The following is a 15,204-nucleotide window of genomic DNA, read 5'->3' on the forward strand; positions in this document are numbered from 1 at the left end:
TTATGTTCTATACATGTTCCAAACAACCTGTCAACGAATCATCAGAACATCGCGTTGAGCGCCACGTATTCCACGATGTCACCCGCCCGCGCGCGCGCCGCGTCGACCGGGCGCACCAGCAGACCAGAGGCCCCCGACAGGACCGTCAGAAGCGAGCTGTCCTGGCGCCCGTAGGGCGTGATCACCGGCAAATCGTCCCCGGCAGAGACTTCGGCGCGCATGTAGTGCTCACGCGGGCCATTGGCATCTAGATCCGCACCGAGCCGCGCGCGCAGGCGCGGCCGCGCGGTGCCGGGAAGCCCCATCATCGCGTGCAGCATCGGGATCAGGAACAGCTCTCCACATACCATCGCAGACACCGGGTTTCCCGGAAGCCCCAACAGCACGGCATCGCCTAAGCGTCCGGCCATCAAGGGTTTTCCGGGGCGCATGGCGATCTTGTAGAAGGCGCGCTCCAACCCGCGCGCCGCAGCAACTTCGCCCACCAGATCATGGTCCCCGACCGAAGCACCGCCCACGGTCACGATCAGATCGGAACCGGCGGCCAGGTCGAACACCTGCTCCAGGCTCTCGCGTCTGTCGCGCGCAATCGGCAAAAGACGCGCTTCAGCGCCCTCGGCCTCGATCCGGGCCTTCAGCCCGTAGGTGTTGGAGGCGATGATCTGGTCCGGGCGCGGCGTCTCGCCCGGCGAGACCAATTCATCTCCCGTGGCAATCAGCGCCACCGTGGGCTTGCGCGAGACGGTCAGTTTGGGGGCATTCATGGCCGCCGCCAGCGCCACGTCGGCAGGCGACAGGCGGCGCGGCGCACTCATCCCATCGCCCGCCATGAAATCCGCACCCGAGGGGCGCACGTTGAGGCTGGACCCGAGGGACCGGGACAGGGTGATCCGATCCCCGTCACGCTCCACATCTTCCTGGATGACGACACGGTCCGTGCCCTCGGGCAGGGGCGCACCGGTGAAAATCCGCAAGGCCTCTCCGGGGCCGATGGTGCCTTGCCAATAGTGGCCCGCGGGGGCTTCGCCCACGACCTTCAGGCGACGGCCGGGAATGGCTTCCATATCGCGCAGGGCATAGCCGTCCATGGCGCTGGCGCTGAACGGCGGCTGATCGCGGGTGGCCGTCACGGGCGCGGCCAGCACCCGGCCCCCGGCTTGGGCCAACGGCACGGTTTCCGTGCCCACGGGCTGCGCAAGGGTGAGGCAGGCGGAAAGGGCCTCTTCGACGGAGATCATTCGGATGCCTCAAACCGCCCGGACTTGCCGCCGTCTTTAAGAACGACCCGCAAGCCCCCGATTTCCATCGTCTTTTCCGCCGCTTTCAACATGTCATAGACCGTCAGTGCGGCGGTGGAGGCGGCGGTAAGCGCCTCCATCTCAACGCCCGTCTGCCCCGAGGTCTTGACCGTTGCGGTGATGCGCACGCCCGGCAGGGTGCGGTCGGGCGACAGGTCGACCGCGACCTTGGTGATTGGCAAGGGGTGGCAAAGCGGGATCAGATCGGCGCAGCGTTTCGCGCCCATGATCCCGGCCAGCCGTGCAACGCCCAAAACATCGCCCTTTTTCGCGGTGCCCTGTTCAACCAAATCGAGCGTTTCAGGGGCCATCTTGATGAAGGCCTGGGCCACGGCGATGCGGTCTGTCACCGCCTTGTCGGAGACGTCAACCATATGGGCGTGGCCTGCGCCGTCGAAGTGGGTCAGCTCAGCCATCAGACAGGATCCGCCAGCAGGGCGCGGGTGGCGGCGGTGACGTCGTCTTGGCGCATCAGGCTTTCGCCGATCAGGAAGGTGCGCGCACCCACGCGGGCCATATCGGCCAGATCGGCGGGCGTGAAGAGGCCGGATTCGCTGATCACCATTCGGTCCGAGGGGACGCGGGCGGCCAGGGTGCGGGTGGTGTCGAGCGAGGTCTCGAACGTATTCAGGTTACGGTTGTTGATGCCCAGAAGCGGGGATTTCAGGGCCATTGCGCGGTCAAGTTCCGCGCCGTCGTGCACCTCGATCAGCGCGTCCATGCCGTGGGCGCGGGCGGCGTCTTCCAGCTCGGCGGCCTGCGTGTCACTGACGGACGCCATGATGATCAGGATGCAATCGGCGCCCCAGGCGCGGGCCTCGGCGACCTGGTAGGTGTCGTAGAGGAAATCCTTACGCAGACAGGGGAGCGACACGGCGGCGCGGGCTTGGCGCAGGTATTCTGGCGCGCCCTGGAATGACGGCGTGTCGGTCAGCACGGAAAGACAGGTCGCGCCGCCCGCCGCATAGGCCTGCGCCAGCGCGGGCGGGTCGAAGTCGGCGCGGATCAGGCCCTTGGAGGGGCTGGCCTTCTTGATTTCTGCGATCAGGCCATAGCCGCTGGATTGCGCGGCCCAAAGCGCATCGGCAAAGCCGCGCACGGGCGACGCAGCCTTGGCGGCGGCTTCCACATCGGCAAGCGGACGCGCGGCCTTCGCAGCGGCCACCTCATCCAGCTTGTAGGCTTTGATCTTGTCTAGAATGGTGCTCATGGCTCTGGTTCTTAGGTTAGCGGCCCGTGCCTGTCGAGGGAGGCGTGTCCGTTGGAGGTGGCGCGGTCTGTTTGCGACCCAGAAGCAGCGCAATGATGCCGATGGCAGCGAAGAGGACGCCGAAGCCCAGAAGGACGTAAATGTGCACGGTGTCGCGTTCGGCAGCATTCAAGCGCGCGCCTCGGGTCCGCTCGACCTGCGTGGGGTCACTGGGAAGGTAGATAAGGTCGATGAAGACCTCTGCGCCGCTTTCGTAGGCGGTATATTCGTCGGGGCTCAGGCGCAGCTCTGCGCCCGAACGTAACCCCTCGACCTCGAAGACCACGGTGGCGACATGGGTGTTTGCAGGCCAGCAGACGGAACGCTGGCTGCGCGAGCATTGGGTGCGTTCCGTGCGCTCTGCGGTGACAATGAGGGCTTGCGCGGTCGCGCCCTCGAAGATCAGCCCGCGCCCGATGCGGGTTTCCTGCACGACATGCACGCCCATGAACGTCGCGATGCCCAACAGGCCGAGCGCGATGGCGAGGAACCCCAAGCCGACACCCCTAGGATTGCCGCGCAACGTCACGGACGCGCACCCGCCGCGCGCCTTGACCCGTCCCCCGGGCGCGCCGCTCTTGCTTCATCTTGCCCAATACCACTCATCTTTTGGCACACCGCTCGCGTCACGCCGCAGAGGTGACGCGGGCGACGGCCTCGACCGCGCGCTTGGCCGCGCCGCTGTCGATCGCCTCAACCGCGATTTCAACGCCTTCGCGCAGTTCGGTCACGCGGCCCGCCACAATCAGGGCGGCGGCGGCGTTCATCAGCACGGCATCGCGGTAGGCACCTGTCGCGCCCTCCAGAAGGTCGCGGAAGGCTTGCGCGTTCTCGTCGGGGGTGCCGCCAAGGATGTCGCGGAACGGATGCACGGGCAGGCCCGCGTCCTCGGGATGGACCACGCGCGAGCGCAACTTGCCGTCTTTCAACTCTACCACGTCCGTCTTGCCGCAAATCGAGATTTCGTCCGTGCCGTCCGCGCCATGGACCAGCCACGCCGCCTCAGAGCCCAATTCCTTCAGGGTTTCGGCCATCGGATAGATCAGGTCGATCGCGAAAGCGCCGGTCAACTGCCGCTTGGCGCCCGCGGGGTTGGTGAGCGGCCCGAGGATGTTGAAAATGGTCTTGCAGCCCAATTCCTGGCGGATCGGCATGACGTGTTTGACGGCGGGGTGGTGCATGGGGGCCATCATGAAACCGATACCGGCCTCTTTTAGGGAGGCCTCCACCACATCGGCGCCGACCATGACGTTGATGCCCATCTGGCTCAACACATCGGCCGCCCCAGATTTGGAGGATAGGTTGCGGTTGCCGTGTTTGGCCACCGGCACGCCCGCGCCCGCCACCACGAAGGCCGTGGCGGTAGAGATATTCAGCGTCCCCATGCCGTCGCCGCCGGTGCCGACGATGTCTATCGCGCCCGCAGGTGCGGCCACTTTCACGCATCTGTCACGCATCACCTGGGCGGCGGCGGCATATTCCGCGACCGACTCGCCCCGCGCGCGCATCGCCATGATCAGCCCGCCCATCTGCGCGGGCGTGGCGGTGCCCTCGAACATCAAGGAAAATGCCTCTTCCGCCTGGGCGCGCGACAGCGGGCCTTCGGAGGCGGCGTAGATGATCGGCTTCATGGCATCGGTCATGCGGGTTCTTTCGTGGTGTTCAGGAAATTCTGTAGCATCGCGTGGCCGTGCTCGGACCGGATGCTTTCGGGATGGAACTGCACGCCCTCGATGGGATGCTGCTTGTGGCGCAGGCCCATGATGGTGCCGTCCCCCAGTTCTGCCGTGACCTCCAGGCAATCGGGCAGGGTGGCGCGGTCCACCACAAGGCTGTGATAGCGCGTCGCATTCAGCGGTGAAGGCAGCCCTGCAAACACGCCTTGTCCCGCGTGTTGCATGACCCCAAGCTTGCCGTGCACGATCTCGGCGTGTTGGACGATCTGGCCGCCGAAGGCTTCGCCGATCGTCTGGTGGCCCAGGCACACGCCCATCAGGGGCATCCCCGCGCTTGCCGCCGCCTTGGTCAGCGCCAGGCAAATGCCTGCGTCTGCCGGGTAGCCGGGGCCGGGGCTGAGCACGATCCCGCTGGCGCCGGACGCCATGGCGTCCTGGACGGTGATCTTGTCGTTGCGCACGACGCGCACGTCGGCCCCCAATTCCCCCAGGTAATGGACGAGATTGTAGGTGAAACTGTCGTAGTTATCGATCAGGAGAAGCATCCTACGGGTCCTTGGGTCGGGCGTGAGGGGGTGGTGCAGGCAGAGGTCTTAAAAAAGGGTTAAAGGCGCCGCGCGCCCGCGCTATACATGTTTCAAAGCAAGGGCCGGGGGTCAAGCCGAGGCCGCGCCCTCCGGGGTACAAAAGGCCGGGCCGGGTACACAAGGCCGGGGCAGAAAAGAGCGCTGAGAGGACAATTCTCCAGCCAACCGTGCGGGGCAAGCCCCGTGCCGAGCAGACAGGAGCGGGACCATGGGCGGTCTGATGAGTGGTGTATTGTGGGGAACCCTGGTGTCGGTGGTAGGGCTTGCGGCGCTGTCGCTGAGCTCTCCCTTGCCGCCCCGAGGCGGGGAAGCGACGGTTGAGACGCCGCAGGCCGAGGACGTCCCGCTCGTGGCCGAGGGCACCTTGGACGGGGACGCTGCAGAAGAAGACGCCACATTGGAAGAGGCCGCCGGGGACGCTGATAGCCCGACGTCTGACGGCGACGGCGAGGGTGACAGCGTTCAGACGCCTGAACTCATGCCGGAAGTCACGCCCGAAGATACCGGGGATGGGGCTGAAGACGGCGCGGCCACCGTGCCGGCAACTGAAATCCCCTTGCCCTCGGGCTCCGAGTTCAACCGCCCCCCGCCGGAACCCGAAGCGGCCTTGCCCGCCCCCGATGCCGCCCCGGCGGCCACCGCGCCGCAAGCCCCGACGCTGTCCGGGGACGTCAGCGCCCCCAGCCTTGACACGGCACCCGCCGCGCAGCCCTCGGTTGCGGCGGAAGGCCCGGCGCAGATCGCGGCCGCCGCAGGAGAGGCCAGCGGTCCCGCCAGCCCGGCGGCGGCTCCGGCCCCGGTGATCGCAAGCGGCCCAAGCGCGCTGACCCAACCCGAAGCTAGCCCGACGCCACAGGTGTCCTCGGCGTTCTTGCCGCAAGTGACGGAAGACGCGGCCGTGACATCGGAAGCGCCCGAAACGCCTGAAACGCCCGAAACGGACGTGGCAGCAGAGGCGCCGGAAGCTGACGTATCGGCAGAGGGTCCCGAAACGGATACCGAGCAGGTGGCCGTGGCCGCCGAAGAGCCGGAAGTCGTGCCGTTGCAAACGCCCGTCTTCCCAAGCATTGGGGACGGGGCTGGTGACGCAGCCGTTACGCCGGAAATGCCGTCGGAGGTGGCCTTGGAGGGCGCGATGGAGACGCCCGTTGAAGAGGTCTCGCCCACCTTGAGCGCGCCCGCCTTCCCGCAAACCAGCACATTGCCACAGGTTGCCCCCGCGATAGCCCCCCCGGTTGCCCCCTCGGTTGCCGGGGACGCGGCAGAGGCGGACGCGCCCGCAGAGGGCGACGCCCCCGACGCGCCCGATCCGGGCGATCTGCCCGCGATCCAGGCCTTCGCAGCGCCCTTCGACACCGCCGAAGAGCGTCCGCTGATGGCGGTGGTCCTGATTGATGAACCCGAAAGCCCGATCGACCTGTCGACGCTGACGCGGTTCACCTTTCCGGTCGCCTTCGCGGTGGATCCTCTGAGCCCCGATGCGCGCGCGCGCGCGGCGGCCTACCGGGAGGCCGGGTTCGAAGTGGTGATCCTGGGCTCGATGATTGCCGATGGTGCAACGGGGGCGGATACGGAGGTGGCCCTTGCGGCGGCGGCCTCGACATTGCCGGAAGCGGTCGCGGTATTGGATACGCCCGAGGGGCGCATCCAGGGGGATCGCCCGGTGCTCGACGCGCTTGTGGCGGCGCTGGGAGAGAGCGGCCACGGGCTGGTGGCCTTCCCGAGGGGGCTGAACGCGGCCGAGCAATCGGCGAGCCGCGCGGGCGTGCCCGCCGCGACCGTGTTCCGCTTTCTTGACGATGAGGACCAGCAGGCCACGGTAATCACCCGGATCCTGTCGCGGGCGGCCTTTGCGGCGGCCCAGGAGGGCAATGTGATCGTGGTGGGCCGGACCCGGCCCGACACGGTGACGGCGCTGTTTTCCTGGGCCTTGGGGGGGCGGTTCGAAGCCGTCGCCCTGGCGCCTTTGTCGGCGACCCTGCTGCGGGGGGCTGGCGAATAGGGCCTTGTGCTCAAGCTTGAGCACCCACCTTAAAGCGTTGAAAACACGAAATTATCGGTTTTTTGTTAAGGTCTTTTTAAGGTCCTGGTCGGCCCTTTTCGGTGCGCGCGCGTCCCTTCGGCGTTTATCCGATGGCGCATTCGACGGTGATTTCGGGGCTAATTTCGGGCCTGATTTCGAGGCTGATTTCGGGGCTGCGCCCCGACGCTCCCGCGGGGGGATATTTTTGGAACGGGGAAAAGGGGAGGTGCGCGCCCGGATCGTCTGGCGGGGTTGATTGCCGCTAGCTATTGCCGCGTGTGAAAAGGCTGGCGTCTTCCGCCGCCTTGCGGATCGCACGGGATTTGTTCACGGTCTCCTGGAACTCGGCCTCTGGGTCGCTGTCGTAGACCACGCCGCCGCCCGCCTGGATATAGAGCTTTTCGTCCTTCACCACCGCCGTACGGAGCGCGATGCACATGTCCATGTCGCCGCCTGCACTGAAGTAGCCCACGCCGCCGCCGTAGACGCCGCGCTTTTCGGGCTCTAGCTCATCAATGATTTCCATGGCGCGGACTTTGGGTGCGCCGGAGACCGTCCCTGCGGGCATGCCCGCCATGAAGGCCGACAGCGCGTCCTGATCCTCGGCCAGTTCGCCCACCACGTTGGAGACGATGTGCATGACGTGGGAGTAGCGTTCGACAATGAATTCCTCGGTCGGGCGCACGGTGCCGATTTTCGACACCTTGCCGGTGTCGTTGCGACCCAGATCGAGCAGCATCAAGTGCTCGGCCAGTTCCTTCTGGTCGGCCAGCAGATCGGCCTCCAGCGCGTTGTCCTCTTCCGGGGTCGCGCCGCGGGGGCGGGTGCCTGCGATGGGGCGGATGGTGACTTCGGTATCGAAGACCCGCACGAGAATTTCGGGCGAGGCACCCACCACCTGAAAGCCGCCGAAGTTGAAGTAGAACATGAAGGGTGACGGGTTGGTGCGGCGCAGCGCGCGGTAGAGCGCGAAGGGGGGCGTGGGGAAATCCAGCGTCCAGCGTTGGGAGGGGACGACCTGAAAGATGTCGCCTTTGCGGATGTAGTCCTTGGCGGTCTCGACCGCAGCGAGATATTTCGCGTGGGTGAAGTTCGAGACCGGCTCCCCCAGGGGTTGCGCGTCGCCCATCTCGCGGGCGGCGACGCTTGGCGCGCGTTCCAGATCGCGCAGGGCGTCCGACACACGCTCGGCCGCTTGCGCATAGGCCGCGCGCGCCGAGAGGCCGCTGGATTGCCACGCGGGCGAGACCACGGTGACCTCGCCCTTCACGCCATCCAGCACGGCCACGACGGAGGGGCGCAGCAGCACCGCATCGGGCAGGCCCAAGGGGTCCGGGTTCACATCGGGCAAGTGTTCCACCAGCCGGATCATGTCATATCCAAGGTAGCCAAAGAGGCCCGCCGCGGCGGCGGGCAGGTCGGCGGGCATGTCGATGGCCGATTCCGCCAGAAGGGCGCGGATGGCGTCCAGTGGCGCGGCGTCCACGGGGTCGAAGGTGTCGCGGTCATAGCGGGCGGCGCGGTTGATGCGCGAGGTCTTGCCATGGCATTCCCAGACCAGATCGGGCTTCATGCCGATGATCGAGTAGCGCCCGCGCACCTCGCCGCCGGTCACGGATTCAAGGATGAAGGCATCGCGGCCCGCGTCCGTTAGCTTCAGCATGACCGAGACGGGGGTATCCAGATCGGCGGCCAGACGGGCGTGGACCAGTTGGTTTTCACCCCGGTCCCACGCGGCGCGAAACGCCTCGAAATCCGATAGCTGCGCCATGGGACGGCCCCCTTACGGGAAGGAGGCGTGGACCGAGTTTATCACGCCCTGGTTGGTGGTGATGCCCGCGTCGGCCTGCAACGCCTGACCGTAGGCCTCGAAGATATCCGTGGCCATGGATTGGGCGATGGTCTGGTTCATGATCGCGAGGATCACCGAGGTGTCGGGCGCGTTGCGCACGCCTGAATTGATCGCATCCAGACGCACGATATGGGCGGCCTCGGGGCCGGGGATCATCACCACGTCACCGGGAGCGTCGAGTTGGAAGACCTGCGCCACGGTGGTGGCGGGCAGATCCGGCAGCAGATCCTGACGGCGGATCAGGCGTTCTTCGGAGGTGTCGCCAAGTTCTTCCAGCGTGGCGCCCTGGGCCAGTTGCGCCACCAACTGCGCCGCGCGGTCGGCGACGGCTTCGCGAAGGGCGGTGGCTTGCCATGCGTCGGCGACATCGCCCTCGATCTCGGCCAGGGGCGGCAGGGAGGGGGGGACGATTTCGTCAAGGCGCAGGGCGAAAAGGCCGCCGTCGGACAGGTCCAGAAGCTCGGGGAAATCGCTTTGCTCAACGGCGCGGGCGGCATCGCGAAAGTTATCGTAGGCGGCGATACCCTCTTCGGAGGCGGGCGTGTAGTCAATCGTGCCAAGCGTCATCGCCGTGTCTGCACCCATTTCTTCAAGGGTCGCACCGGAGGCCAGAAGATCGTCCAGTTCCTCGCGCATGTCATCGATGGCGCGGCGGGCGCTTTCCTGAGCCAGTTCCGCGCTGAGATCGTCGCGGGCGTCTTCAAACGGCACTTCGGAGGCTTGCAGCACCGCATTCACCCGGAAGAGGGCGGGGCCGAGCGGGGTGGGCACGGGGCCCAGAAGCTCGCTCTCGTCGTCGCTGAAGATGATGGCGGCGGCCGCGTCCGAGAGGTCATCGGCCGCGATCACGCCCATGTCCACGTCTTCAAGGGTCAGATCGCGGTCTTCCACGAGCGTGTCAAAGTCCGTTTCTTCCGCCGCGATGGCGGCAAGGGCGGCTTCCACTTCTGCGTCAGAGCCGAAAATCAGGCGCTCCAGCAGGCGCCGCTCGGGCTGCACATATTCGTCGATGCGGTCGTTGTAGAGTTCTTGCAGCGCCACTTCGTCGATCTCCACGTCGTCCATGATGGCCGAGGGGGTGATCCAGGCGTAGGTGATCCGGCGCGCCTCAGGGCGGGTGAAGCGTTCGGGGAATTCTTCGTAATAGGCCTCAAGCTCGGCGTCAGTGGGCTCCGCGATGGGCGTCGGCAAATCGCCCTCGGTCACGGCGAGGCGGGTGAAATCGCGGGTTTCGGCCTGGTAGGCGGCGATGGTCTCGGCAAAGATCTCGTTCGGGGTGAGGCCGCCGATAACGGCGGTTTGCAGAAGCGCGCGGGCGACGTCCTCGCGGGTGTCCTCTTCGAAGTCGCGGGGGCTGGAGCCCTGCTGTTGCAGCACGAATTCGTAGGTATTGCGGTCAAACTGGCCTGCGGTGTTCTGGAAAGCGGCGATCTGGCTGATCTGGCGGGCGACTTCCGCGTCGCCCACGGAAATGCCCATTTCGGCAGACTCGTGGCTAAGCGCGGCGCGTGCGGTAAGCCCGGCGAGGACCTGCGCATCGATGCCGCGCGCACGGATCTGGGCGAAGGACACGGCTTGTCCGGTTTGCGCGATCTGGGCGTTGATCTCGTTGTTGAGGGCGCGGAAGTAATCCTCGGCGGTGATCTCGACATCGCCCACCGAGCCGACCCGGCTGGCACCGCCGTTGAACGAGCCGATGCCGAAGCCTGCAAGGGCCACGAACAAGAGGCCCATCAGGATCCAGACGAAGACGTTCGAGACTTTTTTCGCAGCGGTGCGTGCCATTTGGATCTGGCCCTTTCAGTGGCGTGTGTTGCGCAAACGGATACGCATTTGCCCCCACGGGGGCAAGGGCGTGCTGGCCTAGCGGGTGAAGTAGATCACACGGTCAACGCGCCCAAACGGCTGACAAGATCGCCAAGCCCGGCGCGGTCGGCATTGGCGAAGGCGATCCGCAGGGTGGCTTCCGCCTGTCCCGTGCCACCGGCGGCGCGCAGCGGCCCGAACATGGTGCCCGGCAGCACCAGCAGGCTGGCGTCGTCCACAAGCTGTTTGGCCACGGCGTCGGAGGGGGCGTCGAACGGGTGGCGGACGTAGGCGAAATAGGCGCCAGAGCCCAGAAGCTGCCAGTCCGGCAGTTGCCCGAAGCCCTGCCGTATCGCATCGCGCCGCGCAAGGATCTCCATCCGTTCGCCCGCCAGCCAGTCGCCCAGGTTCCGCATCCCCCAAAGCGCCCCGATCTGGCCCACCTGGGGCGGGCAGATGGCGACGGTATCGAGGAACTTCTCGACCTGGGCCAGCCGTTCCGGCGCGGCCATGATCGCGCCCACGCGGTGGCCAGTCAGGCGATAGGCCTTGGAGAAGGAATAGAGGTGGATGAAGGTCTCGTCCCAATCGGGATCGGTAAACAGGGTGTGGGGCGCGTCGTCGGAAGAATGGAAATCGCGGTAGGTCTCATCGACAATCAGCGCGAGGCCATGGGTCCGGGCCAGGTCGCGGAACGCGGCCAGAAGGGCCGGGGGATATTCGACACCGGCGGGGTTATTAGGGCTGATCAGCACGATGGCCCTGGTGCGATCCGTGATCAGGCCTGCCGCGCGCTCGGGGTCCGGCAGAAGGTCATCGCCGGTGGGCAAATGCACCGCCCGCACACCCTGCATATCAAGCCACATCTGATGGTTGAAGTAGAAGGGCAGGGGCACGATCACCTCGTCACCGGCCCGTGCCAACGTGGACATGACGGCGGTGAACGCCTGGTTGCACCCGGCGGTGATGGCCACCTGCGCGGGCGTGATCGTGCCGCCATAGGTGGCTGACCATTGCGCGGCCAGCTCGGCCCGCAGGTCATCCATGCCCAACACCGGGCCATAAAGATGTGCGCAGGGGTCTGTCAGGATCGCCTCGGCCATGGCCTGCATCAGCCCCTCGGGGGGCGGGTCCACCGGCGCGGCCTGGCTGAGGTTCATCAGGGGGCGGGTGTCGGGAAAGGTCTTGCCCTCGACCCAGCGCCGCGCTTCCATCACCGGAGGCGGAAAGGTCGATGCCATATTCGGGTTCAACGGTCTCATCACGCGCTCCCTTGAGGGGCCGCGCGCACCGCTCCCCCCTTCATCTTGCCCAATACAACTCAAACCTGTCGTCGGCCCCATGCCCGAACCTGTGATAATCCGGGCAGGTCAGGATCCTCAGAACGGAATTTCGTCATCCAGATCCGAGCCACCGCCGCCGCCGCCAAATCCGCCGCCGCCGCCGCCCGAGCCACCCCGGTCATCGCCGCCAAAGCCGCCGCCCGAGCCGCCCCGGTCGTCATAACCGCCGCCGCCGCCACCGTAGCCGCCGCCACCACCACCGCCGCCGCCGTCGCTGCGGCCGTCGAGGAACGTCAGTTCCCCCGCATAGGGGCGCAAGACGACTTCAGTGGAATAGCGATCCTGACCGCTTTGATCCTGCCATTTGCGGGTTTCCAGCTTGCCCTCGATGTAGACCTTGGAGCCTTTGCGAAGGTATTGCTCGGCCAGACGTGCGAGGTTCTCGTTGAAAATCGCGACGGAATGCCATTCGGTCCGCTCGCGTTTTTCTCCGGTGTTGCGGTCCTTCCAGTTCTCTGACGTGGCAATGCGCAGGTTGCAGACCTTGCCGCCGTTCTGGAAACTGCGCACCTCAGGGTCGCGCCCCAAGTTGCCTACCAAGATTACTTTGTTGACGGACCCGGCCATCGCTATTCCCCCTGCTTGTCTTTGCCGCGCCCCGATTCCGGGCGCACGATTGGTGAGAGGTTAGAGCATCCGATCAAGCGTAAGAAAAGCCTTAAACCGGGCGACTTCGACGCCCCCCTAGATAAGCGCGGTCTCGCGCGCTATGTCCATGGGACCATTCCCGAGCGACCCGAGGCCTGATCTTGCAATTTCGTCTGCCCCTTGCTGCTTTCTCCGGTGCTCTTTGTGGCGCTCTTCTGTCGTTGCCTGTCAGCGCCCAAAGCGGCCTTGACCGGTTGGAGCGGGCCATGGGCGTCCTCGATGGGCGCGCGGCCACGCAGTATGAGTTTTCCTCGCGCTTGCGTCCCGAATCGCTTGAAACGCGGACCTTGCCGGCATTTGAAGGCGGCTACGACGGCCCGTTTCTGGATGTCGCCCGGTCTGCCGCGCGGCGTCACGGCGTGCCCGAGGATCTTTTCCTGCGCCTCGTGCAGCAGGAATCGGGTTGGAACATAGAGGCCGTCAGCCACGCGGGTGCGTTGGGGCTGGCGCAGTTGATGCCCGACACGGCAGTCTTGTTGGGCGTTGATCCGCTGGATCCTGTTGCCAACCTTGACGGGGGCGCGCGCTATCTGGCGCAGCAGTTCCGCCGGTTCGGCACGTGGCGTCTTGCGCTCGCGGCCTACAACGCAGGCCCCGAGGCGGTGGAGCGTCACGACGGTGTGCCGCCCTACGATGAGACCCAGCATTATGTCCGCGTGATCCTTGGCACACGAAGCTGATCTGCGCGAGCCAGACAGTGAGCCGCCGCGCCTTGACCGGGCGTTGCGGGTGCTTGAAGCGATCCTGTTCTGCTGCCTGTCGACCCTTGTCCTGTTCTGGATCGCGGACCGCATGCGCGGCGTGGATTTCGACCCGATTGCCGTGACCCCCTGCATCGGCGCGGCCTGCGTGCCCTATGTGGGCCCCCATGCGGGAAGTCCCTGGTCGGTCTACACGCAGGGCCTTGAGCCCCGAGAGGCCACGTCATTTTCGGCCACCAACATGTGCACCCAATTGGCCGACACCTTGCAGTTGCGCGGGACCGAGGCGGAGGGCGTGGATCTGATCATTGATCTGATGACCAGCCGGGGGACAGTCACCGTCTCCAACCTCGATGAGGCCACGGTGCGGATCGCCCCGGGGCCGCGCAATGACGGGTTTTTCGACGTGATCCGGGATGGGCTGTCGTGGACGCCCACGCGCGGGTGTCATCCGATCAACTACAAGCCGGTGTTCTGGCCCCTTTGGTTCAGTTGGACCCTTTTGGCGTTCCTGCGCCTGTTCCGGGGACGGCAGCAGGAATGGGCGCGTCGCTGACGGCATAGGGGTCTAGGCCAAAGCCTCTGGCGCTTCGGCACCCAGGGCCACCAGCCGTGCGCGCAAGTCGCTGGCCCGCGGGTCTGCCCCTTCGAGGGCATGGACATAGGCGTGGGTCAGATAGAAGGCCGCGCTGTCGCCCTTGGCCACGGCCACGTAATGGGAAATCACCCTCGACCAATCGCCTGTAGCGCGGGCGTGGCGCAGGGAGATGTCGAAGAGGTCCTCTCCCATTGCGTCAGCCCGCCGCCTCGATCCTGGAGGCCACCCACGCGTGGAACAGATGCGTCGGGCCGTCCATGGCCGGAGAGAATCGCCCGCCGTCAAAGCCGTCCGCCGCGCGGCCACGTTGCATGCCTTCGACCACGAAGATGTCTTCCTCGAACACATTCTGCCACAGCCGCGCGTTCTTGGCGCGCAGGGCCGGGTCGGTGTCGGTCGTGGGATAATAGATGTGCACATGTTCCCGGGTCCGGTTGTGGGCCACGGGCTCCAGCACGATGGCATAGGCGTGGTCGCGGTGGACGCCCATGAGGACATTGGGAAAGACCGAGATATATTCCGCGCCCGTGTCCCAGAAGGTGCCGAGGTCCTTGAAATCCGGGAAGGTCTTGTCATCCTCGCCGGTCAATTGGCGGTAGACATAAGACCCTTGCCCCGAGAACTTGCCGGGCGCCTCGATATGATAGTGGTCCTCCAGCTTGGAGTAGGTGTTGAGCGCCGGATGCACCCAGGGCAAGTGATAGCTTTCGCAATAGTTCTCCACGGCCAGTTTCCAGTTCGTCGCCAGATCCAGTGTGAAGGTGCTGTCGGCGCCGCCGTGGTGCATTGGTTGGTCGAACTCGGCCCACCGTTGCAGAAGCTCGGCGTGGACCTCTTCGAACGGGGGGGCCTTTCCCGACAGGTTGATGAAGACGACGTCGCGCCAGATGTGGCTGCGCACTTCGGCCAGGCCCAGGGCGGCACGGTCGATGCCGGGATGGGCGTTCTGACCGGGGCCGCCCACGTGTGGGGTGGCGACCAGCTTGCCGGATTTGGAATAGCACCAGGAATGATAGGGGCAGCGGATCGCGCCCTCGATCTTGCGCGGCTCCGCCACAAGGATCATGCCGCGATGGCGGCAGATGTTGAAGAACACGCGCACCGCGCCGTCGTCGTCGCGCAGCAGCAGAAGTGGCTGGCCAAGGAATTCGATCGGCTTGGCGTCGCCGACCTCGGGCACATCAGCGCCCACGGCGAGGGCGGCCCATTCGGCATGCAGGACGGCTGCGTTTTCAGCCGCGATGGTCACAGGGTCCATGTAATGGCTGTTGGGCAGGCCGCGGGCGCGGTCGATCGGGGCCATGACATCAGCAAGGGGGCGGGCGAGGTCATCATGCATCGGGGCGCTCCTGAATCGTCCGGGGCGGACGGACAAAGCGTGGCGCTGGTACGCCCGCAAATCTTGCCGCAAAGCGACAAATTC

Annotated in this window: 15 protein-coding genes; 3 read left to right on the forward strand and 12 right to left on the reverse strand. The window is 66.0% G+C overall.

From position 1 onward, the window contains the following. Positions 1–41 precede the first annotated feature (41 nt). The 6 genes from KUL25_RS02755 to KUL25_RS02780 all read right to left on the reverse strand — a co-directional run bounded on the left by KUL25_RS02755 (position 42) and on the right by KUL25_RS02780 (position 4,768). Complete coding sequence (locus KUL25_RS02755) at positions 42–1,238, reverse strand: molybdopterin molybdotransferase MoeA (protein WP_257891528.1); 1,197 nt, start codon at positions 1,236–1,238, stop codon at positions 42–44. Beyond that, positions 1,235–1,714, reverse strand: a complete 480-nt coding sequence (gene moaC / locus KUL25_RS02760; protein ID WP_257891529.1) for a cyclic pyranopterin monophosphate synthase MoaC — start codon at positions 1,712–1,714, stop codon at positions 1,235–1,237. Before moaC ends, KUL25_RS02755 begins: the two co-directional genes overlap by 4 nt. Continuing rightward, entirely contained in the window at positions 1,714–2,508 is a 795-nt protein-coding gene (gene trpC / locus KUL25_RS02765) for an indole-3-glycerol phosphate synthase TrpC (protein WP_257891530.1), read from the reverse strand. The genes moaC and trpC overlap by 1 nt, the downstream gene beginning before the upstream one ends. A 16-nt stretch (positions 2,509–2,524) precedes the next feature. Next, positions 2,525–3,043 carry a DUF3592 domain-containing protein gene (locus KUL25_RS02770; RefSeq protein WP_257891531.1) on the reverse strand — a complete coding sequence of 173 codons (519 nt, stop codon included), beginning with the start codon at positions 3,041–3,043 and terminating at the stop codon, positions 2,525–2,527. Positions 3,044–3,173: 130 nt separating this feature from the next. Further along, positions 3,174–4,190, reverse strand: coding sequence for an anthranilate phosphoribosyltransferase (trpD, locus tag KUL25_RS02775; RefSeq protein WP_257891532.1), 1,017 nt, complete (start codon positions 4,188–4,190; stop codon positions 3,174–3,176). Continuing rightward, positions 4,187–4,768 carry an anthranilate synthase component II gene (locus tag KUL25_RS02780; protein ID WP_257891533.1) on the reverse strand — a complete coding sequence of 194 codons (582 nt, stop codon included), beginning with the start codon at positions 4,766–4,768 and terminating at the stop codon, positions 4,187–4,189. Before KUL25_RS02780 ends, trpD begins: the two co-directional genes overlap by 4 nt. 250 nt (positions 4,769–5,018) lie before the next feature. Here KUL25_RS02780 and KUL25_RS02785 point away from each other — a divergent pair, with 250 nt between their 5' ends. Continuing rightward, positions 5,019–6,812 (forward strand): divergent polysaccharide deacetylase family protein, encoded by a 1,794-nt coding sequence (locus KUL25_RS02785; protein ID WP_257891534.1) that lies wholly within the window; start codon positions 5,019–5,021, stop codon positions 6,810–6,812. A gap of 283 nt (positions 6,813–7,095) precedes the next feature. On the opposite strand, the gene trpE is transcribed toward KUL25_RS02785, so the two are convergent. The 4 genes from trpE to ssb all read right to left on the reverse strand — a co-directional run bounded on the left by trpE (position 7,096) and on the right by ssb (position 12,401). Next, positions 7,096–8,604 carry an anthranilate synthase component I gene (gene trpE, locus KUL25_RS02790; RefSeq protein ID WP_257891535.1) on the reverse strand — a complete coding sequence of 503 codons (1,509 nt, stop codon included), beginning with the start codon at positions 8,602–8,604 and terminating at the stop codon, positions 7,096–7,098. A gap of 12 nt (positions 8,605–8,616) precedes the next feature. Continuing rightward, positions 8,617–10,470: a SurA N-terminal domain-containing protein gene (locus KUL25_RS02795; protein WP_257891536.1), complete on the reverse strand. Its 1,854-nt coding sequence runs from the start codon at positions 10,468–10,470 to the stop codon at positions 8,617–8,619. A 95-nt stretch (positions 10,471–10,565) separates the two neighbouring features. Continuing rightward, a complete protein-coding gene (locus KUL25_RS02800) occupies positions 10,566–11,753 on the reverse strand; it encodes an aminotransferase (protein WP_282563138.1) in 1,188 nt (395 codons plus the stop codon). Positions 11,754–11,870: 117 nt separating this feature from the next. Further along, positions 11,871–12,401: a single-stranded DNA-binding protein gene (gene ssb / locus KUL25_RS02805; protein WP_257891538.1), complete on the reverse strand. Its 531-nt coding sequence runs from the start codon at positions 12,399–12,401 to the stop codon at positions 11,871–11,873. A gap of 287 nt (positions 12,402–12,688) precedes the next feature. Between ssb and KUL25_RS02810 the strand changes: the two genes are divergently transcribed. Both KUL25_RS02810 and KUL25_RS02815 read left to right on the forward strand, forming a co-directional pair. Further along, on the forward strand, positions 12,689–13,162 hold the full coding sequence (locus tag KUL25_RS02810) for a lytic transglycosylase domain-containing protein (RefSeq protein WP_345790918.1): 474 nt from the start codon (positions 12,689–12,691) through the stop codon (positions 13,160–13,162). Further along, complete coding sequence (locus KUL25_RS02815) at positions 13,146–13,739, forward strand: hypothetical protein (RefSeq protein WP_257891539.1); 594 nt, start codon at positions 13,146–13,148, stop codon at positions 13,737–13,739. Before KUL25_RS02810 ends, KUL25_RS02815 begins: the two co-directional genes overlap by 17 nt. A 12-nt stretch (positions 13,740–13,751) precedes the next feature. On the opposite strand, the gene KUL25_RS02820 is transcribed toward KUL25_RS02815, so the two are convergent. Beyond that, complete coding sequence (locus tag KUL25_RS02820) at positions 13,752–13,973, reverse strand: hypothetical protein (protein WP_257891540.1); 222 nt, start codon at positions 13,971–13,973, stop codon at positions 13,752–13,754. A 4-nt stretch (positions 13,974–13,977) separates the two neighbouring features. Continuing rightward, positions 13,978–15,120, reverse strand: coding sequence for an aromatic ring-hydroxylating oxygenase subunit alpha (locus KUL25_RS02825; protein ID WP_257891541.1), 1,143 nt, complete (start codon positions 15,118–15,120; stop codon positions 13,978–13,980). Positions 15,121–15,204: the final 84 nt, after the last annotated feature.

Source organism: Gymnodinialimonas phycosphaerae (assembly GCF_019195455.1).
GTDB classification, from domain to species: domain Bacteria; phylum Pseudomonadota; class Alphaproteobacteria; order Rhodobacterales; family Rhodobacteraceae; genus Gymnodinialimonas; species Gymnodinialimonas phycosphaerae.

Coding starts and splice junctions, on each gene's coding strand:
- trpC (WP_257891530.1), bottom strand. CDS start 2,508: ATGAGCACCATTCTAGACAAGATCAAAGCCTACAAGCTGGATGAGGTG.
- KUL25_RS02825 (WP_257891541.1), bottom strand. CDS start 15,120: ATGCATGATGACCTCGCCCGCCCCCTTGCTGATGTCATGGCCCCGATC.
- KUL25_RS02810 (WP_345790918.1), top strand. CDS start 12,689: ATGGGCGTCCTCGATGGGCGCGCGGCCACGCAGTATGAGTTTTCCTCG.
- KUL25_RS02795 (WP_257891536.1), bottom strand. CDS start 10,470: ATGGCACGCACCGCTGCGAAAAAAGTCTCGAACGTCTTCGTCTGGATC.
- trpE (WP_257891535.1), bottom strand. CDS start 8,604: ATGGCGCAGCTATCGGATTTCGAGGCGTTTCGCGCCGCGTGGGACCGG.
- KUL25_RS02800 (WP_282563138.1), bottom strand. CDS start 11,753: ATGAGACCGTTGAACCCGAATATGGCATCGACCTTTCCGCCTCCGGTG.
- KUL25_RS02755 (WP_257891528.1), bottom strand. CDS start 1,238: ATGATCTCCGTCGAAGAGGCCCTTTCCGCCTGCCTCACCCTTGCGCAG.
- trpD (WP_257891532.1), bottom strand. CDS start 4,190: ATGACCGATGCCATGAAGCCGATCATCTACGCCGCCTCCGAAGGCCCG.
- KUL25_RS02785 (WP_257891534.1), top strand. CDS start 5,019: ATGGGCGGTCTGATGAGTGGTGTATTGTGGGGAACCCTGGTGTCGGTG.
- KUL25_RS02820 (WP_257891540.1), bottom strand. CDS start 13,973: ATGGGAGAGGACCTCTTCGACATCTCCCTGCGCCACGCCCGCGCTACA.
- ssb (WP_257891538.1), bottom strand. CDS start 12,401: ATGGCCGGGTCCGTCAACAAAGTAATCTTGGTAGGCAACTTGGGGCGC.
- moaC (WP_257891529.1), bottom strand. CDS start 1,714: ATGGCTGAGCTGACCCACTTCGACGGCGCAGGCCACGCCCATATGGTT.
- KUL25_RS02780 (WP_257891533.1), bottom strand. CDS start 4,768: ATGCTTCTCCTGATCGATAACTACGACAGTTTCACCTACAATCTCGTC.